General features: G+C 69.9%; 21 protein-coding genes. 15 read left to right on the top strand and 6 right to left on the bottom strand.

Annotated features, from left to right (window positions below; genetic code table 11):
* Nucleotides 1–17 precede the first annotated feature (17 nt).
* Together ACQUSR_RS05830 and ACQUSR_RS05825 are read right to left on the bottom strand one after the other, a co-directional pair.
* Entirely contained in the window at nt 18–656 is a 639-nt protein-coding gene (locus tag ACQUSR_RS05830; RefSeq protein ID WP_431041458.1) for a DedA family protein, read from the bottom strand.
* Entirely contained in the window at nt 653–1435 is a 783-nt protein-coding gene (locus tag ACQUSR_RS05825; protein WP_431041457.1) for an MBL fold metallo-hydrolase, read from the bottom strand. Before ACQUSR_RS05825 ends, ACQUSR_RS05830 begins: the two co-directional genes overlap by 4 nt.
* Before the next feature lie 205 nt (nt 1436–1640).
* Between ACQUSR_RS05825 and ACQUSR_RS05820 the strand changes: the two genes are divergently transcribed.
* Nucleotides 1641–3755: a phage holin family protein gene (locus ACQUSR_RS05820; protein ID WP_431047406.1), complete on the top strand. Its 2115-nt coding sequence runs from the start codon at nt 1641–1643 to the stop codon at nt 3753–3755.
* A gap of 96 nt (nt 3756–3851) precedes the next feature.
* Nucleotides 3852–5240, top strand: coding sequence for an amino acid permease (locus ACQUSR_RS05815; protein ID WP_431041456.1), 1389 nt, complete (start codon nt 3852–3854; stop codon nt 5238–5240).
* 309 nt (nt 5241–5549) lie between these two features.
* On the opposite strand, the gene ACQUSR_RS05810 is transcribed toward ACQUSR_RS05815, so the two are convergent.
* Together ACQUSR_RS05810 and ACQUSR_RS05805 are read right to left on the bottom strand one after the other, a co-directional pair.
* Nucleotides 5550–5975: a type II toxin-antitoxin system VapC family toxin gene (locus ACQUSR_RS05810; RefSeq protein ID WP_431041455.1), complete on the bottom strand. Its 426-nt coding sequence runs from the start codon at nt 5973–5975 to the stop codon at nt 5550–5552.
* 326 nt (nt 5976–6301) lie between these two features.
* Complete coding sequence (locus ACQUSR_RS05805) at nt 6302–6673, bottom strand: hypothetical protein (protein ID WP_431041454.1); 372 nt, start codon at nt 6671–6673, stop codon at nt 6302–6304.
* A gap of 473 nt (nt 6674–7146) precedes the next feature.
* On the opposite strand from ACQUSR_RS05805, the gene ACQUSR_RS05800 reads away from it, so the two are divergent.
* Both ACQUSR_RS05800 and ACQUSR_RS05795 read left to right on the top strand, forming a co-directional pair.
* Nucleotides 7147–7593 carry a GntR family transcriptional regulator gene (locus ACQUSR_RS05800; protein WP_431041453.1) on the top strand — a complete coding sequence of 149 codons (447 nt, stop codon included), beginning with the start codon at nt 7147–7149 and terminating at the stop codon, nt 7591–7593.
* 11 nt (nt 7594–7604) lie between these two features.
* Nucleotides 7605–8174 (top strand): HD domain-containing protein, encoded by a 570-nt coding sequence (locus ACQUSR_RS05795; RefSeq protein ID WP_431041452.1) that lies wholly within the window; start codon nt 7605–7607, stop codon nt 8172–8174.
* Here the strand turns inward: ACQUSR_RS05795 and ACQUSR_RS05790 are convergent.
* Together ACQUSR_RS05790 and ACQUSR_RS05785 are read right to left on the bottom strand one after the other, a co-directional pair.
* Nucleotides 8162–8635 carry an NUDIX hydrolase gene (locus tag ACQUSR_RS05790; RefSeq protein WP_431041451.1) on the bottom strand — a complete coding sequence of 158 codons (474 nt, stop codon included), beginning with the start codon at nt 8633–8635 and terminating at the stop codon, nt 8162–8164. The genes ACQUSR_RS05795 and ACQUSR_RS05790 overlap by 13 nt on opposite strands.
* Nucleotides 8632–9402, bottom strand: coding sequence for a helix-turn-helix domain-containing protein (locus ACQUSR_RS05785; protein ID WP_431041450.1), 771 nt, complete (start codon nt 9400–9402; stop codon nt 8632–8634). Before ACQUSR_RS05785 ends, ACQUSR_RS05790 begins: the two co-directional genes overlap by 4 nt.
* Before the next feature lie 900 nt (nt 9403–10302).
* Between ACQUSR_RS05785 and ACQUSR_RS05780 the strand changes: the two genes are divergently transcribed.
* The 11 genes from ACQUSR_RS05780 to ACQUSR_RS05730 all read left to right on the top strand — a co-directional run bounded on the left by ACQUSR_RS05780 (nt 10303) and on the right by ACQUSR_RS05730 (nt 16416).
* The gene (locus ACQUSR_RS05780; protein ID WP_431041449.1) at nt 10303–10566 is read left to right on the top strand and encodes a DUF6284 family protein; all 264 of its coding nucleotides are present in this window, start codon (nt 10303–10305) and stop codon (nt 10564–10566) included.
* A complete protein-coding gene (locus ACQUSR_RS05775; RefSeq protein ID WP_431041448.1) occupies nt 10563–10886 on the top strand; it encodes a hypothetical protein in 324 nt (107 codons plus the stop codon). Before ACQUSR_RS05780 ends, ACQUSR_RS05775 begins: the two co-directional genes overlap by 4 nt.
* Nucleotides 10883–11779 carry a DUF2637 domain-containing protein gene (locus ACQUSR_RS05770; RefSeq protein ID WP_431041447.1) on the top strand — a complete coding sequence of 299 codons (897 nt, stop codon included), beginning with the start codon at nt 10883–10885 and terminating at the stop codon, nt 11777–11779. Before ACQUSR_RS05775 ends, ACQUSR_RS05770 begins: the two co-directional genes overlap by 4 nt.
* Complete coding sequence (locus tag ACQUSR_RS05765) at nt 11779–12156, top strand: RRQRL motif-containing zinc-binding protein (RefSeq protein WP_431041446.1); 378 nt, start codon at nt 11779–11781, stop codon at nt 12154–12156. The genes ACQUSR_RS05770 and ACQUSR_RS05765 overlap by 1 nt, the downstream gene beginning before the upstream one ends.
* A gap of 15 nt (nt 12157–12171) precedes the next feature.
* The gene (locus ACQUSR_RS05760) at nt 12172–12465 is read left to right on the top strand and encodes a hypothetical protein (protein ID WP_431041444.1); all 294 of its coding nucleotides are present in this window, start codon (nt 12172–12174) and stop codon (nt 12463–12465) included.
* 285 nt (nt 12466–12750) lie between these two features.
* The gene (locus ACQUSR_RS05755; RefSeq protein ID WP_431041443.1) at nt 12751–13131 is read left to right on the top strand and encodes a DUF6251 family protein; all 381 of its coding nucleotides are present in this window, start codon (nt 12751–12753) and stop codon (nt 13129–13131) included.
* Nucleotides 13132–13172: 41 nt separating this feature from the next.
* A complete protein-coding gene (locus ACQUSR_RS05750; RefSeq protein WP_431041442.1) occupies nt 13173–13298 on the top strand; it encodes a hypothetical protein in 126 nt (41 codons plus the stop codon).
* A gap of 13 nt (nt 13299–13311) precedes the next feature.
* The gene (locus ACQUSR_RS05745; RefSeq protein WP_431041441.1) at nt 13312–13503 is read left to right on the top strand and encodes a hypothetical protein; all 192 of its coding nucleotides are present in this window, start codon (nt 13312–13314) and stop codon (nt 13501–13503) included.
* A gap of 91 nt (nt 13504–13594) precedes the next feature.
* A complete protein-coding gene (locus ACQUSR_RS05740; RefSeq protein WP_431041440.1) occupies nt 13595–13882 on the top strand; it encodes a hypothetical protein in 288 nt (95 codons plus the stop codon).
* A 75-nt stretch (nt 13883–13957) separates the two neighbouring features.
* Nucleotides 13958–14143, top strand: a complete 186-nt coding sequence (locus ACQUSR_RS05735; protein WP_431041439.1) for a DUF6257 family protein — start codon at nt 13958–13960, stop codon at nt 14141–14143.
* A gap of 92 nt (nt 14144–14235) precedes the next feature.
* Nucleotides 14236–16416, top strand: a complete 2181-nt coding sequence (locus tag ACQUSR_RS05730; RefSeq protein ID WP_431041438.1) for an FtsK/SpoIIIE domain-containing protein — start codon at nt 14236–14238, stop codon at nt 16414–16416.
* The last annotated feature ends 75 nt before the right edge of the window (nt 16417–16491 follow it).

Below are 16491 nucleotides of genomic sequence, written 5' to 3'. Positions count from 1 at the left end.
GTGCGGCGCCGCGCCCCTCAGCCCGCCGCTTCCCGGCGGCCGCGGCGCAACCGGCGCCAGCCGGCCGGGGCCGCGCCGATCAGCAGGGCCAGGGCGACCGCCGCCACCACGCCCTCCCACGGCTCGGCGAACAGGGAGCCGCCCAGGACGCCGATCAGCTCGTACGTACCGGCCCAGGCCAGGGCCGCCGGGGCGGCGCCGCGGGCGAAGCGCCGCAGCGGCATCCGGGCCAGCAGGCACGCCAGCATCACCGGGATCCGCCCCGCCGGGACCAACCGGGACAGCACCAGCACCGCCACCCCGTGCTCGTCCAGCCGGGCGCGGGCCGTCGCCAGCCGCTCCGGCGCGGCCCGGTCGTGGATCCGCGCCAGCCAGCGCGAGCCGTTCCTCGACCGGAAGCCCCTGCCCCCCAGCCAGTACAGCCCGAGGTCACCGAGGAACGCCGCGGCGGACGCCACCACGAAGACGAACAGCAGCGAGAACGGCGCCGTCTGATGGAACGCCACCACCGCGGCCGAGCTCACCACCGCGCCGGTCGGTACCACCGGGACCAGCGCGCCCACCACCACCAGCAGGAACAGGGAGGGATAGCCCGCCGCCTGCTGGGTCGACTCGGGCGGCAGGCTCCGCGCCAGCCCGGCGAGCTCACCGATCACCTGGCGGCCTCCAGCCGCACACTCTCGCCGTGCCCCAGCAGATGCACCGAAGCCAGCGGCGCCAGCCGCCCCGCGTGCCGGACGAACTCGTGGCCGGGCGCGTGGAACTCGTGCGGCCGCACCGCGTCCATCCCGATCGGCCAGTACGTGCCGTAGTGCACCGGAACCGCGCTGACCGCCCCCAGCCGGGCCAGCGCCTGCGCGGCGCGGCGCGCGTCCAGATGCCCGTGCCCCAGATACGGGCCCCAGCCGCCGACCGGCAGCAGCGCCACATCGCACGGCCCCACGGCCTCGGCCATACCGTCGAACAGGCCGGTGTCACCGGCGAAGTACGTGGTGGCCTCGCCGCGCACCACATAGCCCAGCGCGGGCACCCGGCGCGGCCCGTACGGCAGCCGGCGGCCGTCGTGCGCGGCGGGCACCGCCCGCAGCCGCACCGCCCCGACCGCGACCTCGTCGCCCGGCCGCATCTCGGTGACCCGCAGCCCTCGGACCCCGGCCACCCGGCGCAGCCCGGGCACCGCCCGCCCCGCGCCCCACGGCACCAGCAGCCGGGTACCGGGCGTCAGCTTGGCCAGTGACCCCAGGTGGAGGTGGTCGGCGTGCAGGTGGGAGACGACGGCGACGTCCGCCCGGGCGGCGGCGGGCGGCGGCACCGGCCCCCTGCGCCGCCGCAGATGCGCCAGCCGCCGTACGAACAGCGGATCGGTCAGCACGGCGACGTCCGAGTCGCGCACCGTGGCGGTGGCGTGGCCCCACCAGGTGATCTCCACCGGCACCGGCACCCCTCCTGTCCCAGACGGCACCCTGTCCCCGAGCCTAGGCCGTCCCCGCCCCTCCGCACCGGCCTGCGCCCTCGCCCGAATCCGTACCCCACCTGAAAATCCGCGGCACCGCCCGGCCTGTGCCACGCTGGGGACGAGCCCGCGCGCGGGCGCGGCGACGTGAGGTGGGCGGACCGTGCTGGTGCCTCGATGGACAGCCGTGGGCAGGGCCCTGCTGAGGGTGGCCACCGTCTGGGGCGTGAGCACGCTGACCATGCTGGCGCTCGCCGGGCTCCTCCCCGACTTCCGGCTGCAGTCCGCCGACGGGGACAGCGCCACCCGTATCGGCATCACCGCGGCCGGCGGCGCCGGCGCCTTCGGCGTGCTCAGCGCGCTCGTGTGGCCGCTGCTGGTGCGCGCGCTGCTGCTCATGCCCGCCTTCGTCCTCGGCCTGCTGGTCTTCGTCCTCAACGGCTCCCTGCTGCTGATCGCCCTCAGCCTGGTGCCGGACGGCCGGGGCACCGCCGAGCCGGAGACCGCCGTGGTCGTCGCCGCCGTGATGTCGGCCGCGTCCTCCGCCACCAGCACCTTCCTCACCGTCCGCGACGACGGCGCCTACCGGCGGCGGCTCGCCCGCATGGCCGACCGCAAGCGCCGCGGCCGGGTCGGGCGCGACGGCGCCGACGGCCACCGGCCGCCGCCCGGCATCGTCTTCCTCCAACTCGACGGGGTGGGCCACGACGTGCTGCGCGACGCCCTGTCCGGCAGGCGGCCCCTGATGGAGACCGTCGCGGACTGGGCGCGGCGCACCCACACGCTCACCCCCTGGCGCACCGACTGGTCCAGCCAGACCGGCGCCAGCCAGCTCGGCATCCTGCACGGCACCAACGCCGACGTCCCCGCCTTCCGCTGGTACGACAAGGAGCGCGGGCAGGTCGTGGTCAGCAACCGGCCCACCAGCGCCGTCGAACTCCAGCGCCGCGCCGTCGCGCGCACCCGCGACGGCGGACTGCTCACCGTCGACGGCGCCAGCCGGGGCAACCTGTTCACCGGAGGTGCCGACCAGCTCGCGCTCGTGCTGTCCGTCGCCGCCCGGCGCGGCAGGCACAACCGCTCCCGCTACGGCTACTTCGCCTACTTCTCCGACCCCGCCAACGCCACCCGTACCGCCGGGTCCTTCGTCGCCGAGGTCGTCCGGGAACTCGGCCAGTCCGCCCGCGCCCGCCTCCGGCGGGAGCGGCCGCGCGTCAAACGCGGTGGCCTCTACCCGTTCCTGCGGGCCTTCGCCACCGTCGTCGAACGCGACGTCGTGGTCGCCGCCGTCCTCGGGGACGTGCTGTCCGGCCGCAGCGCCGTCTACGCCGACCTGGTCGCCTACGACGAGGTCGCCCACCACAGCGGGCCGCGCAGCCGCGACACCCACCAGGTGCTGCGCCGCCTGGACCGCGCCGTCGAGCTCATCGCCAAGATCACCGAGCATGCGCCCCGCGACTACCGCATCGTGCTGCTGTCCGACCATGGCCAGAGCCCCGGCGAGACCTTCGCCGCGCGGTTCGGGCTCACCCTGGAGGACCTGGTGCGCGCCGGGTGCGGGCTGCCGGTCTCCCGGCGCGCGGGCCGTACCCCCAGCGGCGCGGAGGCGCGGGAGGCGGCCCGCGCCGCGCTGCACCGCCCCGAGAAGGGCGGCGACGACGGCCGCAAGGACGCGGAAGGCCGCGGTCCGTCCGGCCCCGTCGTCCTCGCCTCCGGCAACCTGGGCCTGATCTCCTTCCCCGACGTCCCCGGGCGGATGACCCGCGAGGAGATCGACGCCCGGCACCCCGCGCTGCTGCGCACCCTCGCCGACCACCCCGGAGTGGGCTTCCTGCTCGTCCACTCCGCCGAGCACGGCGCCGTCGTGCTCGGCCCGGCGGGCGCCGAGCACCACCTGGACACCGGCCTGGTCGTCGGTACGAGCCCGCTGGAGCCCTTCGGCCCGGGCGCAGCCGACGCCGTACGCCGGACCTCGGGCTTCGGCAACGCCCCCGACATCATGGTCAACTCCGCCTGCCACCCGGACACCGGCGAGGTGCACGCCTTTGAGGAGCAGATCGGCTCGCACGGCGGCCTCGGCGGCCCGCAGGGCCACCCCTTCCTGCTGTGGCCGAACGACCTCACCCCGCCGACTCCTGACGGGTGCGAGCTGGTGGGTGCCGAGGAGGTGCACACGGTGCTGCGGCGCTGGCTGCGGGAGACACACGGCCCCCAGGTCCCCGCGGAGGAATTCCCGCCAACTCGCCCCCTGGCCGCACCATTTCCTGTAGTGACCAGTCTCACACAGGAGGAAAGTCCGTGATTTGGTACGGTCGGCGCCGTCCGGTGACCATGTCTGGGCGCTCGGCACCCACCCCTGTGACCGAGTGATCAGCACAATGGAAGGCGCACCACCCCCATGCACGACCGCTCCACCCGTCGCTTCGGGCTGCCCACAGCAACCGCGCTCGTCACGGGGAACATCATCGGCGGCGGGATCTTCCTGCTGCCGGCCTCGGTCGCCCCGTACGGCACCGTCAGCCTCCTGGCCTTCGCCGTCCTGACCGTCGGCGCCATCGCGCTCGCCCTGGTCTTCGGCCGGCTGGCGCGGCGCGACCCGCGCACCGGCGGCCCGTACGTCTACGCCCGCGAGGCGTTCGGCGACTTCGCAGGCTTCCTCTCCTCCTGGTCGTTCTGGACCATGGCGTGGGTCAGCAACGCGGCGCTCGCCTTCGGGGCCGTCGGCTACATCGACGTCCTGCTCCCCGGCGAGATGTCCAAGAGCGCCAAGCTGTCCATGGCGCTGCTGGCCCTGTGGCTCCCGGCGCTGGCCAACCTCGCCGGCACCCGCTGGGTGGGAGCCGTCCAGGTGGTCTCCACCGTGCTGAAGTACGTTCCCCTGCTCTTCGTCGCCGTGGTCGGCCTGTTCTTCTTCGACCCCGCCAACCTCGGGGAGTTCAACGCCGGCGGCGGCAGCGCGATGGGCGGCCTGACGGCCGCGGCCGCCCTGCTGCTGTACTCCTACGTCGGCGTGGAGTCCGCGGCGATGAGCGCGGGCGAGGTCCGCGACCCCGAGCGGAACGTCGGCCGCGCCAGCGTGCTCGGCACCATCGCCGCCGCGCTCGTCTACCTGCTGGGCACCGTGGCGGTCTTCGGCACCGTCTCCCACGACAAGCTGGTCGACTCCGAGGCTCCGTTCTCCGACGCCGTCAACGCGATGTTCAGCGGCGGGTGGGGCGGCACCCTCATCGCGGCCGCCGCCGTGATCTCCATCGTCGGCTCGCTCAACGGCTGGACGCTGATGAGCGCCCAGGCCCCGTACGCCGCCGCGAAGGACGGCCTCTTCCCCGCGCTCTTCGCCGTCAAGCGGCGCGGCGTGCCCGTCTACGGCGTGCTCGTGGGCGTCGTGCTGGCCTCGGTCCTGACCGTCCTCAACTACACCTCGAACTCCGACCGCGTCTTCGAGACCCTGGTCCTGATCACCACCTTCTCGGCGACCGTGCCGTATCTGCTGGCCACCGGAGCGCAGCTGTACTTCCTGCTCTCCGGCCGCCATGACGAGGTCCGCCGGGGCCGCCTGGTGTGGGACGCCGTGCTGGCCCTCACCGGCTTCGGGTTCTCCTTCTGGCTGGTGGCGGGCGCGGGCTACGCCGCCGTCTACCAGGGCACGCTGTTCCTCTTCGCCGGCGTCCTCGTCTACGCGGTCATCGCCGCGCGGAGCCGCCGCCAGGCGGACGTGGACGCGGACGCGGCCGAGGCCGAGGCCGGCGGCCCGGCCCCGGTGGAGGCCGCCGCCACCGCGAACTGAGGCGGCACCCGGCATTACCTCAGGCGTAATGCGGGTTTGGGGCTGGGCAGCTAGGACGCTGGTTCAGGCCGGTGTCTGGTAGCTCCGTCAGTCCGTATCAGTCCACCGGGGGCCACCCTGTGTCGCCCCCGGTGGCTCCCAGGCTGGCTCCCCTGGGAGCCACTCCGTGTGGGTGCCGCCTTGGCTAGGCCGCATTTGCGCCCATGGAGTCGTTGACGGTTATTGGCTGGTCACCCGCGCCATCGTTGCAAGGCCCAGCGACCGCCGGATAGCTGCTGATTCCACCGTTTTCGCGACCATTGCTTAGCCTCAGAGCTGGGCTGGCACTAGATCGAATGCCGCAGCGTGCTGGGGTGTGACGACACTAAAATGCCTTCGGTCAATCGTGCAGATCTGTGTCCATCCGTAATGCTCAGCGACTGCGATGACGGAAGCGTCGCTGCCCCCTAGTGGAAAGTCTGAGTACTGCCGAACCAGTACAGACATCCGTTGCAGGTCGGCAGTAGCAAGACCGACCACACGCCCATAGGAGCCTTGGGCTAGGTCATCGATAAAGTCCGCTTCCACAGTCGGACCGAGGTACTTCTCGATGAGATAGAAAGCCTCAGCCAGCACAGGCGCAGGCACGACGAGCGAGCGCGGGTCAACGGACTGATACCACTCTCGGCAGGTTTGGTGGGCGTCGTCCCGGTGGTTGACCAGCGCGACCAGAGGTCCAGCGTCTACGACGATCACTCGCCGAAGCCTACTCCCCGAAGCCTCCCGCCAGATACCGGTCCGCATTCCTAGCAAGGTCTGAGGGGCCTGCTCCTGCCCCCAAGGACTTCGGCCACGGAGGGCGTGGCCCCCTGGCCGGTGCGGGAGAGTCCCACGGTGCTTGCACCCGGTTCCGGGAGACGTCCGTGAGCTCGATGAATGTCCCCTCCAACTGTGATTCCTCAATCGACACGTCGATGAATGAGACTTGTTCACAGCTCTGCGTCGGGCGAAGATCAGCCAGGTTAACCCGAAGTGGCGATTGGGCCGCTCTCAGTACCGGCAGGCTGGGCTGTCCATTCCAGTCACTCGGCAGGGCCGCCGTCGTCATTCAAACCACGCTCCGAAACTGCGTCGTACTTCTTAGCTGCTACTTGCAGAAGGTTGATCAGCTCTGCCAGTCGCGCCCTTGTGAGTACGTATCTTCCCAAGAGCCGTGTAGTCACGTTCTCAAGGCCCTGGAGTTGTTTCTGCATCTCATCAGGGCTACCTGTCAGGAAGGGCGGCTCCAGGATCCCGATCGTGAGGTAGATACCGTCGGGCTTCCCATCGGCCGCAGGGAGGCCGACTGTGGTCGCGAATTGGTTGGCGGGCACGGCAGCTGTGGTCGGCTGCTCCCAGTCAACCCGGACGTTGGTGACGACCTGCTCGTTTGGTGGGGTCTCGGGGGTGCTCACACTCGACAGTGTGCCATCAGGCACGCCTTGTAAGCCCCGTTAGCGTGTCCGCGTTGCCGGACATCGAGGCTAAGTATCAGTCGAGATCACTCGGCCCACTCGCGGCCCTGATGACATGAAGCCGCCACCGATCGGAAGGTCACTGGTGGGGGATTGCGTGAGGTCGACGGAGCAGCTTTGGGCAGGAGTTGCTGGGGGGCTTCCTCCGCAGCGCCCCGGCCTACCCAAGCCGGAGTGACGCGGAGACAGCAGCGGCGGCCCCGGGGAGCCGGGGTCGCGCGCAGTGAGCTTGCCGGCCTTCTTGACCGTGTGGGGCAGGTTGCTATTCAGCATGGCGGCGGTGGCCGCGCGGAGGGGGCAGGGTGTGCTCTGTGAGATGTGAGGCAGCCTCGGTGTGAGAACCGCAGCGTGCGAAGCTGGATGCGATGAGCCGCCGGGGACCCATCAACGAGGCCGATGGAAGGGGAGGTCACGTGCCGCAGGCCAGTCCGCGAGGTACGTACTTGCAGATCTCGGAGTCTCTGCGCGAGAAGATCGAGAAGGGCAAGATCAGCGAGGCACTGCCCTCCGAAGCCGAGCTGATGCGCTCCTACGGCGTCGGCCGCTCCACGGTTGGCCGCGCACTCAAGGCGCTGAAGACGGAAGGGATCATTGAGTCCGTACAGGGGGCCGGATGGTTCGTGGTCGGCACGGGGGACCGTCGCCCGCTCGTGGAACGGGTGACAGACCTACTCCGCGCTGACGGTGTCGCCGTCGGCGACGCCTTCCCGTCCGAGAGTGAGCTGTGCAAGGAGTTCGGGGTGTCCCGGACAGCGGTGCGGTCCGCCATCGCACAGATGGAGGGGCGGGGCCTGATCGAGATGGGACCGAATCGTCGGCGACAGGTTCGCGCGCTGCCGGCCGGACAGGGAGCCTCGTAGCCTTGGTCACCATGGATCTCACCGAGCGGGCCTACAGCCTCGCCGAATCGCTGCTGTCCGAACCGCTGCCCCGCCGCTGGGCTCATTCCCTCGGAGTCGCCGAGCGGGCCCGGTCTCTCCGGTCGATCCTCGGTGAGGAGGCGGCTCTGATGGAGGCCGCAGCCGTACTGCATGACGTTGGCTACTCTCCGCGCATCGCTTCCACAGGGTTCCACCCCCTCGATGGCGCCCGCTTCCTGCGAGACCAGGAAGGCATGGATGAGCGAGTCGTGCGCCTGGTGGCTCACCACTCCTGTGCCCTGCTTGAAGCGGAGGAGCGCGGGCTCCGCGACGAGTTGGAGAGCGAGTTCGAGCTGGAGCGCCCGTCGCTGGTGGATGCGCTGGTGTTCTGCGACATGACAACCACCCCCGATGGTGCGGCCACGACCTCCGATGCTCGGGTTGCCGAGATCGTGAGCCGGTACGGGCCGGAGACGATCGTGGGCCGCTTCATCCAGCGGGCCGCACCTGAGATTCACGCAGCCGTGCATCGGGTCGAGGGGCGGCTCAGCGCAGCCCGCGCGGCGGATCAGCCGATGTAGGGAGCGGTCCGTGACACGTCGAGGCCATGGCTGATCCGGAGCCGCATCGACGGGTGGATGTCCAGTTTGTCGAGGTCCGCTGGGGAGACCCAGCGGACCTCTTTCGATTCGGAGCTGGTGCGCAGCGCGCCGCCGACTGGTCGGGCGTGGAAGCAGATGGAGAACTGCTGGCGGACCTCCCCGTCGTCGTACGCCATGACGTGCTGCGGGTCGGTGTAGAGGCCGACGATGTCCTCCACGACCACCGAGATGCCGGTCTCTTCCTCCACCTCCCGTACGACCGTCTGCCCGATGCTTTCGCCGACATCGTGACCACCACCGGGGAGGGCCCATAGGTCGTTATCGGTCTTATGGATGAGCAGGAGTTTCCCCCGCTCATCCCGGACAACGGCGGTGACAGACGGCACGACCGCGTTGGCCTGAGGCGCGTTCGGGTCGCGGAAGTAGTCGATGCGGCTCATGCTGTGGTGCCTTCGTAGTCGGTGGGGGATGTGATCCGTCGGGCGCCTTCCCAGACCCGTTCCACGCTCTCCGCGTAGGTGTCGAACAGCTCGCCGCCAGGAACGCGCTGGAGATGCAGCACGGGCGCCATGTACGCGCCCACGCCGTAGACGTGACCATTCGCCAACAGCTCGTTGTCGGCTCTGTAGATCGAGTTGTAGAGCGTCGTGTCGTGGAGTCTGAACTCCACACCAGACAGCCGGAAGAGCGGCGCATAGTTCGTGAGCGCATTGCGGATCTTGGCCGCCATGGCTGACCCGATCCCTTCGTCGTCACCCCGCACGGCGACGGCCGCGCTGCCCGGGTCGCCGAGCATGAAGCGCACCGGGACGCCGGCCGCCGACTTCTCCCGCACGAGACGGTGGAACCGCGGGTCTTCGGTGAGCCAGAAACCCGAGTAGACCAGTACGTCGAAGTGCGTCGTGGCGTCGGCATACAGCTTCGTCCAGGCGTCCTGCGGAACGACGGAGCGGTGAGGGTAGATCCTCATCACCTCAGAGTCGCTGGAGGCGGCGACTTCCTCTGACGTCCGTTCATCAGGCCAGAGGTACGAGACCTCACGCCTGAGCATCGAGGCGACGGCGTACTGAAAGCGCCTGTAGGGCTTGCGCTTGGGCTCGGAGATCCAGCGCTCAACGGTCTTTGGGGAGACCCCAAGGCGTTCCGCCACCTGCTCCAACTTGAGGCCGCTCTCCACGATCGCCCCGCGAAGCCTCTCGTTCGCCATACGACTTCTCCCGTCTGGGACGCCCTGGGACGACTTCGACTCTAGCGAGTCGGGAGCAAGTCGTACATGCGCGGAGTCCAACGTCTCGCACTTGGCCGCCAAGCTGGTCATGTCGCCGATCGAGGGCGACGGTTCCCCCGCTTCGAAGACCTGAGGGTTGACGGCGCGGAATCCGTCTGCCACGGTGAGAGGCATGTAATACATGCATCGCTCCGTGATGTGTGTGAGCGCCACCCGTGCGCCCGGAAGGCCCGTGAGGCGGGTCCAAAGGCAGCGTTTGTTGCTTGAGAACTCCACAGAGTGCCGCCCCAGCCACATGCACACGTGTGGTCGATGGGTGCGGGTCACCACCCCGACCGCCCATGTCGGGCCGGGTGACCTGCCCGGATCCGCCCCCTTGGGGGCGGTGACTGGCATTGCGTGATGTGAAGACCGCAGAACCTTGCGCGGGCGTTCTGCCCGCAGTGAGCACCAGTGCTCACGGTCCCCGACATCTCCGCCGTTTCATGGCGGCAGGTGCCGGGCGGCCGTGGCCGCTCGTGCAGTCGAGCAGCCAGACAAGGGCGGTCGCCGGGAGTCACCCCGGGGACCGCGTACCGGCACCTGGTTGGGAGGCAGCCTGTGATCACCAGTCTGACGGAGGACCAGCGGGCCGAGTTGTCCCGCAAGAACGCCGAAGCCAACAAGCGCAGCAAGAACGAGACGCAGGCGCTTGGCGGTCGGTGATGGACGAACACGAGCGGGATGAACGTCCCCCGCTTCCTGTCCGCCCGCCGCGGCCTCATCCCCACAAAGCCGTGCGCGTCTGCCACGGCTGACCCACACAAACGGCGCGCGGCCCCGGTGGTGCAACACCGGGGCCGCTGTTCGGGCCGTTCCCATTCGAGAGGAGCACGACCCATGAGGCACATCGGTGCTGTTCAGACGGGCGTTACCGCCCTGGATTTCGAGTACGAGCCGTCGGCCACGGAGTTGGACGCGATCGAGCGTGAGATGCCCGTCATTGCGGCGGAGATCGAGCTGCTGGACGCGCAGATCATCACGCTGTACCGAGTCGCCACGGAGCTGGACGAGCGGCGGATTCGTCGGGCGCGCCGACGGGTGCTGGCCGCGCGTCGGGAGCTGACGAACCAGGCTGCGGTCGGATCGGCGGTGGGGGCGTGAGCACGCTCACGTTGCGGGAGCTTGAGGTCCCGCTGCGCGCGCTGCGTCTGCTGAGTGCGGAGTTCGCTGGTCTCCCCGCGCCCAACGTGGCAGTTTCCACCATCTATCCGAAGATGCTGGAGCTGGCCTTCCATGACGACCTTGGCGCCTTCGAGGCGTGGCGGGCTGCTCTGCGCATTGAGCCCCACGAAGTGGGGTACGGCGAGCAGGGTGGCGGCACGACGCGTGTGCTAGAGGTGGAGACGGATTATGCCGGTGCCCGGCTGCGGCTCATCGGCTTCGGTACCGTCCCGGCCCGGGGATCTGGTGGTGCGCCGTGAATCGCATTGCTAAGGCGCTGCTGGTGCTCGCGCTGGTCGGCGTGGTCGGGATGGCGTTTCGGGTCTCGTGGAACGCGCTGCGGGATGTGGCTCGTGCGATCGGCGCTGATGCGAACGCGGCGAACCTGTATCCGTTCGTGGTCGACGGGCTGATGGCCCTGGCCTTGGTCGCGACCTTGGTCCTGGTCGATGACGACCGGCGGTTCGCGCTACGGGTGCTAGCCACGTACACGCTGGCGTCCCTGGTTCTCAACTACGTTCACGGGCTTGTTCCGGAGCTTCACTCGGAGTCGGTCGAGTGGGGTCGACTGGCTGACTGGGATCCGGCGAACTGGGCTCTGGTGCTGCTGGCCACGTCGTTGCCGGTCGGGTCGATCTACTTCGGCTCCGACCTGGTCGCCAAGGTCCTGCACCACCGACCCGATACCACTACAGACACGAAGAAAACCGATGAGATCCCCGGAAATCGGTCTACCTCTGAGCTGGAGGAGTCGACTCCCGAACCGGCCGCGGTCGTGGTCGACCTTCCGCCCGTGCAGTCGACCGACCTGGTCGACGTGGCCGACCCCGGGGAGTCGACCGAGCCGACCGAGTTGGTTCTGGTCCGTGCGGCGGTGGCGGCTGAGTCGCCTCGTCCGCGTCGGGCGACCGGTCGGGTACCCGAGGCGGCTCGTACCCCCCGACCGACTCGGACGGCAGACGAGCTACTGGTTGAAGCGCGGTCGGTCACGGCCGACTGGACGGACGCCGAACTGACTGCGGAGCGTATCCGGAAAGCGGTGCGGACGTCGGCGGAGAAGGCCCGCGGACTGCGCGACACCCTCCGGGCGGAGCGGGCAGCCGCCAACGCCGCTACCGATTCTCGTCAGTCTGACGTAGTCGGGGCCGTGTGATGCGGCTGACGCTCGCGGACTGCTTCGACCCCACCGGCGAGCGGTTCGGCATCCCCACCTTCCCCTGGCGGCTCGCGCCGGATGGCTACGCGACGCGCCGCCAGTTGCGGGCCCGTGGCCTGCGGCCCGGCGGGCAGGACGTGGCCGCGCAGGTGCTGCGCCCGCGCCGTCGGCGGGAACCGCTTGCCGCCTACCTGTACCGCGTGGACCTGGCTCGCCCGGTGCGGCCTATGACGCCGGGGCGGGCCGTCGCGCTCGCCGCGGCGCTGACCGCGCGGCGTACGTGCCCGGTCTGCCGGACCGACGCCGGTTACTGCATCCCCACCTCACTGGGCATGTGCGCGACCTGCGCCTTCCCCACCAACCGCGCTGCTTGAAAGGACCAGACCCAAGTGAAGACCACCCACCGCCTGTTCGGGCTGCTCCCGCTCCTGGTCGGCGCCGTGATCGCTGCCGCCGCCGGCCATGCGCTCACCGGCTACGGCGTGCCGCTGACGCTCACCATCGCCGCTGGTCTGGGGATCTTCAGCTCCGTCACCAACGTGATGGACCGGTTGCTCCAGAACGCGACCGCTGTCACCCACCAGTGCACCACGTGCGACTTCCGCGTCCAGCTCACGAACTGTGGCGCGGTCGACAACCGCAGGTGGCAGGAGATCGCCGCCAACCACCCCCACCACGTCTGACCTCAAACTCCAAAGGAGCTACTCGTGTTCGGATCAGGTTCTTCCGCTCACCGCTACCGGGTCAGCTACGAGCGCGGTTACTACTACTGGCGTTGCTCCTGCGGCGCCTTCGGCACGGGCGGTCACTCTTCCTCTGATGCCGCCAAGTCCGCCCAGTACCACGTCCGGCGAGCCAACAGGCAGCAGTCCTGGCGAGCCAGGTAACCCCCCTTTCAGCCGCAGCGCCCCCAGGGCCCTGGCCGCAGCGTGGGCCGGGGCCCTGATACGTGCCTTGAGGAGACAGCCGTGGAACACCTTCCCGAGACCGTTCCGCCGCCCGTGGTGCGGCTGCCGGACGGCCGGTACGTCTACGCCGATCAGGCAGGCATCCCCGCTCTGCCCAATGCCCCGCAGGTCGTCCACCAGCACATTCACCAGGCGCCGCCGGACCGCACCATCCAGCGCGTCGCGCTAGGAGCCGGTGCCGGGGGTGGAGCGGTCGCCGCGGGTGTGTACTTCGGCCCGCTGCTGGTCGGCGCGCTCACCTCCGTAGCCATCAGCCTCGCGGTCACCGCCCTGGTCGTGGCCGTCATCTGCTGGGCGGTCGTCCACATCGTCCGCTCCGTCGGCGGGCCTGAGGGCCAAGCCGCGGCCAAGGCCATCGGCAAGGCCCGCAAGCGCGGCTGACAGCCCCGTCCGCGCCGTCGACAAGGAAGGACACCAATCCCGTGATCCGCCGACTGATCCGCCGCCTTGCTGCCAGCACCACCGAGACGTCCTGGCTGTGCAGCGGCTGCAACACCCACAACCCGGACAACGAGCCCGTCTGCCTGACGTGCGGGCCCGCGAGCTGAGAGGACACACGCCATGGCACGCAGCAAGCACCAGTCCGTGAACGACTACATCGCCGCCAAGAAGGCGGGCGACACCGCGACCACCGCCCGCATCGTCAATGAGGTCATCGAACGGTTCAACACCAGGACCACTGACGGATCCGAGGCAGCCGAGCTGCTTGAGGCCACCTGGTCCGTCCCGCTCGGCCAGCGCGACGCGGTCTGACGGCTGCCTGATCCGCCCGGCACCGCGCCGGGCGGTGAGGGGAGCCGGACAGGCCGGCCCGACCCACCGACCGAAACGCATGGGAGAAGCCATGACGACCCACACTTTCGAGTCGCTCATCTCGCGCTACAGCGCCGACCTCACCCGGTTCACCGAGCAGCCCGCGGCCACCGCCGTGGACGCCTTCATCGAGCAGGTTGCATGTGCCCGCGACATCCTCGCCACGGCCATGCTCGGCCAGATGCAGGACGCGAGCGAGGAACTCGACGCAGCCACCACCTACCTCACCTACGCCCTCGACAGCACGGCCGATGAGCAGCGAGTCCTGTTGGCCATGGCCCACGAGCGTCTGCGGGACGCCATCGAACTGTCGGCCTGACCGCTGCCCGATCCGCCGGACTCGTACCGGCGGTGAGGGGAGCCGGGACAGACCCGGCCCGGAAGGGAGCTTGTCGTGGCACTGCCCGAGCCGAAGCTGACCGCGGGTGAGAAGGCCAAGGTCGCCTGGTACGTGGCGCGTATGTACAAGCGCGGCATCGCTGGTGAGAACGTCTACCAGGCCGACTTGGAGAAGAAGGTCGACCGCATCCTTGACGGCGCCCGCAAGCGCGAGGAGAAGGCCGCCAAGACCAAGAAGTGATATCGCCCCGGGGCGGCCGTCTCCCGGCCAAGGAACACCGGCCGCCCCGGGCCTGCCCGTCCGCCTTGAGAGCGAGACAGGAGACACCCATCATGACTGACTTGATGACCCAGGCGCCCGGCATGGGGACCGTCCACGACCTCGATGAGCACCGGGCCACCCGCGAGACGGGCGCGGCCCCGGTGAGCCTGGTCAAGCCGTCCGCCACCCCCGACCCGGCATCGTCGACGGAGCCCGGCGCGGTAGTGGAGGCGGTCGACCGTCCGGACAACCCATTGGCCGACTGGCTGACCGTCCCCGACCAGCCACTGTTGCCGGTGTGGGCGCGGTCGAAGGCGTCCATCCTCGCCAACACCCAGGCACTGGGGCGTCTGGCGTGGTGGCACACCCGCTACCACGGCATCCGCACCCCGAAGTACCTCATCAAGACCCTGCTGCTGGCCGTCCGCGGCCTCTACCGGGCCGTGGTCGGCCTGTGGCCGACGCTGTCGGCGCAGGATCACACCGGCACCGTGCGCGCGTTGAAGGCTTGGGTGAAGGCCCGGCCGGAGGACATCGAGGCTGCCGTCGAGTTGCAGGCCGCGCACGCCGCCCGCACCAACGCCCGCCGGTGGCGGTTCGGTGCCGCGGCCGTCGGTGTGGCCGCCGCGGCGACCGGATTCGTGCTCGCCGACCCGCTGGTGCAGACCGGCATGACCGCGGCCGTCCTCACTCCGCTCGCCTACCTCGGCCGGGGCGAGGAGACCAGGCTGCTGGATCAGGCGTCGCCGCCGCTGCGGGTGGACATGTCCGCCCAGCAGCTCAACGACGCACTCCGCGCCGCTGGCCTCCTCAAGAACGGCAAGGAAGGCCAGGAAGCGCCGAAGGTCACGTGCACCATGGGCCCGGTCCGTGACGGCCGCGGTTGGGCGGTGATCTTCGACCTTCCCCGCGGCGGCGGCAAGACGGCATCGGATGTGCTGGCCAAGCGGGAAGTCATCGCCCAGGAACTCGGCGTCGATGAGATCCAGGTCATCATGTCCCGCGTCCGTGCCGCCAAGGGCGGCAACGCCGGCCGCGTCTCGATGTGGGTCGCCGATGACGACCCGTACCTGGGCACCCCGAACCCGTCGCCGTTGGAGAAGGCGGAGCGGTTCAGCGTGTGGGAGCCGATCCCCTTCGGGCAGGACGCGCGCGGCAACCGCGTGGATGTGCCGGTGATGTGGCAGTCGATGTTCTTCGGCGGCCTGCCCCGCCGCGGCAAGACCTTCACCCAACGCCTGATGACCGCGGCCGGGCTGCTGGACCCGTGGGTGCGCCACTACGTCGCCGACGGTAAAGGCGGCGCGGACTGGATGCCCATGAAGGCCGTCGCCCACCGCCTGGTCATGGGCGCCGAAGACGACGCCGTGGAAGCGCTCAAGGCCATGCTGACCGAGCTGCTGAGCGAGATGGAACGCCGTTTCGCCCTACTGCGAGAACTCCCCACCTCCATCTGCCCCGAAGGCAAGCTCACCCCGGCCATCGTGCAGAAGTACAAGCTCCCGGTCATCTTCGTCACCATCGACGAGCTTCAGGAGTACTTCACCGCCATGGAGAAGGACGACCGGGAAGAGGTCATCAACAACCTGTGCCGCATCGCCCGCCGCGGCCCCGCGGCCGGGTTCGTGTCCAACTTCGCCTCCCAGCGCCCCGACGCCGAATCGGTGCCGCCGAAACTGCGGGAGATCATCACCCTGCGGTACTCCACCCAGGTCATTGACCGCACTTCCTCTGACATGGTGCTGGGCAAGGGCAAAGCAGCCCAGGGCGCGGACGCCTCGGTGCTGTCCGAGGAACACAAGGGCGTCGGTGTGCTGGTCACCGGCCCCGCCTCGTACGTGACTGTACGGGCCGACCTCCTCAACGGGCCCGGGTTCGCCGCGATCTGCAACAAGGGCCGTGCCCTTCGCGCTGCGATCGGACAGCTCACCGGCGACGCGGCCGGAGACGTCACCGCCGCAGCCGAGGCACAGGGCATCACCGTCCCGGCCATCATCTCCGACGTGCTGGAGGTGATGCGGCACTCGCCGCGCATGTTCACCACCGACCTGATCGCCGCACTGGTCAACCTCGACGAGGACACCTACGGCGACTTCAACGCCGAACGCCTCGCGCACGAGCTGGACGCCGCCGGGGTCAAGCGCACCAGCAAGCAAGTCAAGATCAGCGGCAGCAACGGCGCCGGATACCAGCGACGCGACATCGAAGACGCCGTCCCCGCCGAAATCCTCCTCAACCAGCCGGGCGGGTAGAGGGGTCCCCCGCTACCCCAACCCCCCACCGCACCCACAGCACACCCGGGCGCCAGCGATCTCCGCAAGCGCCCG

The sequence above is a fragment of the Streptomyces sp. P1-3 genome (assembly GCF_050613155.1).
Taxonomy (GTDB): Bacteria; Actinomycetota; Actinomycetes; order Streptomycetales; family Streptomycetaceae; genus Streptomyces.
Note: the sequence above shows the minus strand (reverse complement) of the source record. Positions and strands in the feature narration are given on the sequence as shown.

Coding starts and splice junctions, on each gene's coding strand:
- ACQUSR_RS05815 (WP_431041456.1), top strand. CDS start 3,852: ATGCACGACCGCTCCACCCGTCGCTTCGGGCTGCCCACAGCAACCGCG.
- ACQUSR_RS05795 (WP_431041452.1), top strand. CDS start 7,605: ATGGATCTCACCGAGCGGGCCTACAGCCTCGCCGAATCGCTGCTGTCC.
- ACQUSR_RS05790 (WP_431041451.1), bottom strand. CDS start 8,635: ATGAGCCGCATCGACTACTTCCGCGACCCGAACGCGCCTCAGGCCAAC.
- ACQUSR_RS05785 (WP_431041450.1), bottom strand. CDS start 9,402: ATGGCGAACGAGAGGCTTCGCGGGGCGATCGTGGAGAGCGGCCTCAAG.
- ACQUSR_RS05780 (WP_431041449.1), top strand. CDS start 10,303: ATGAGGCACATCGGTGCTGTTCAGACGGGCGTTACCGCCCTGGATTTC.
- ACQUSR_RS05765 (WP_431041446.1), top strand. CDS start 11,779: ATGCGGCTGACGCTCGCGGACTGCTTCGACCCCACCGGCGAGCGGTTC.
- ACQUSR_RS05745 (WP_431041441.1), top strand. CDS start 13,312: ATGGCACGCAGCAAGCACCAGTCCGTGAACGACTACATCGCCGCCAAG.
- ACQUSR_RS05740 (WP_431041440.1), top strand. CDS start 13,595: ATGACGACCCACACTTTCGAGTCGCTCATCTCGCGCTACAGCGCCGAC.
- ACQUSR_RS05730 (WP_431041438.1), top strand. CDS start 14,236: ATGACTGACTTGATGACCCAGGCGCCCGGCATGGGGACCGTCCACGAC.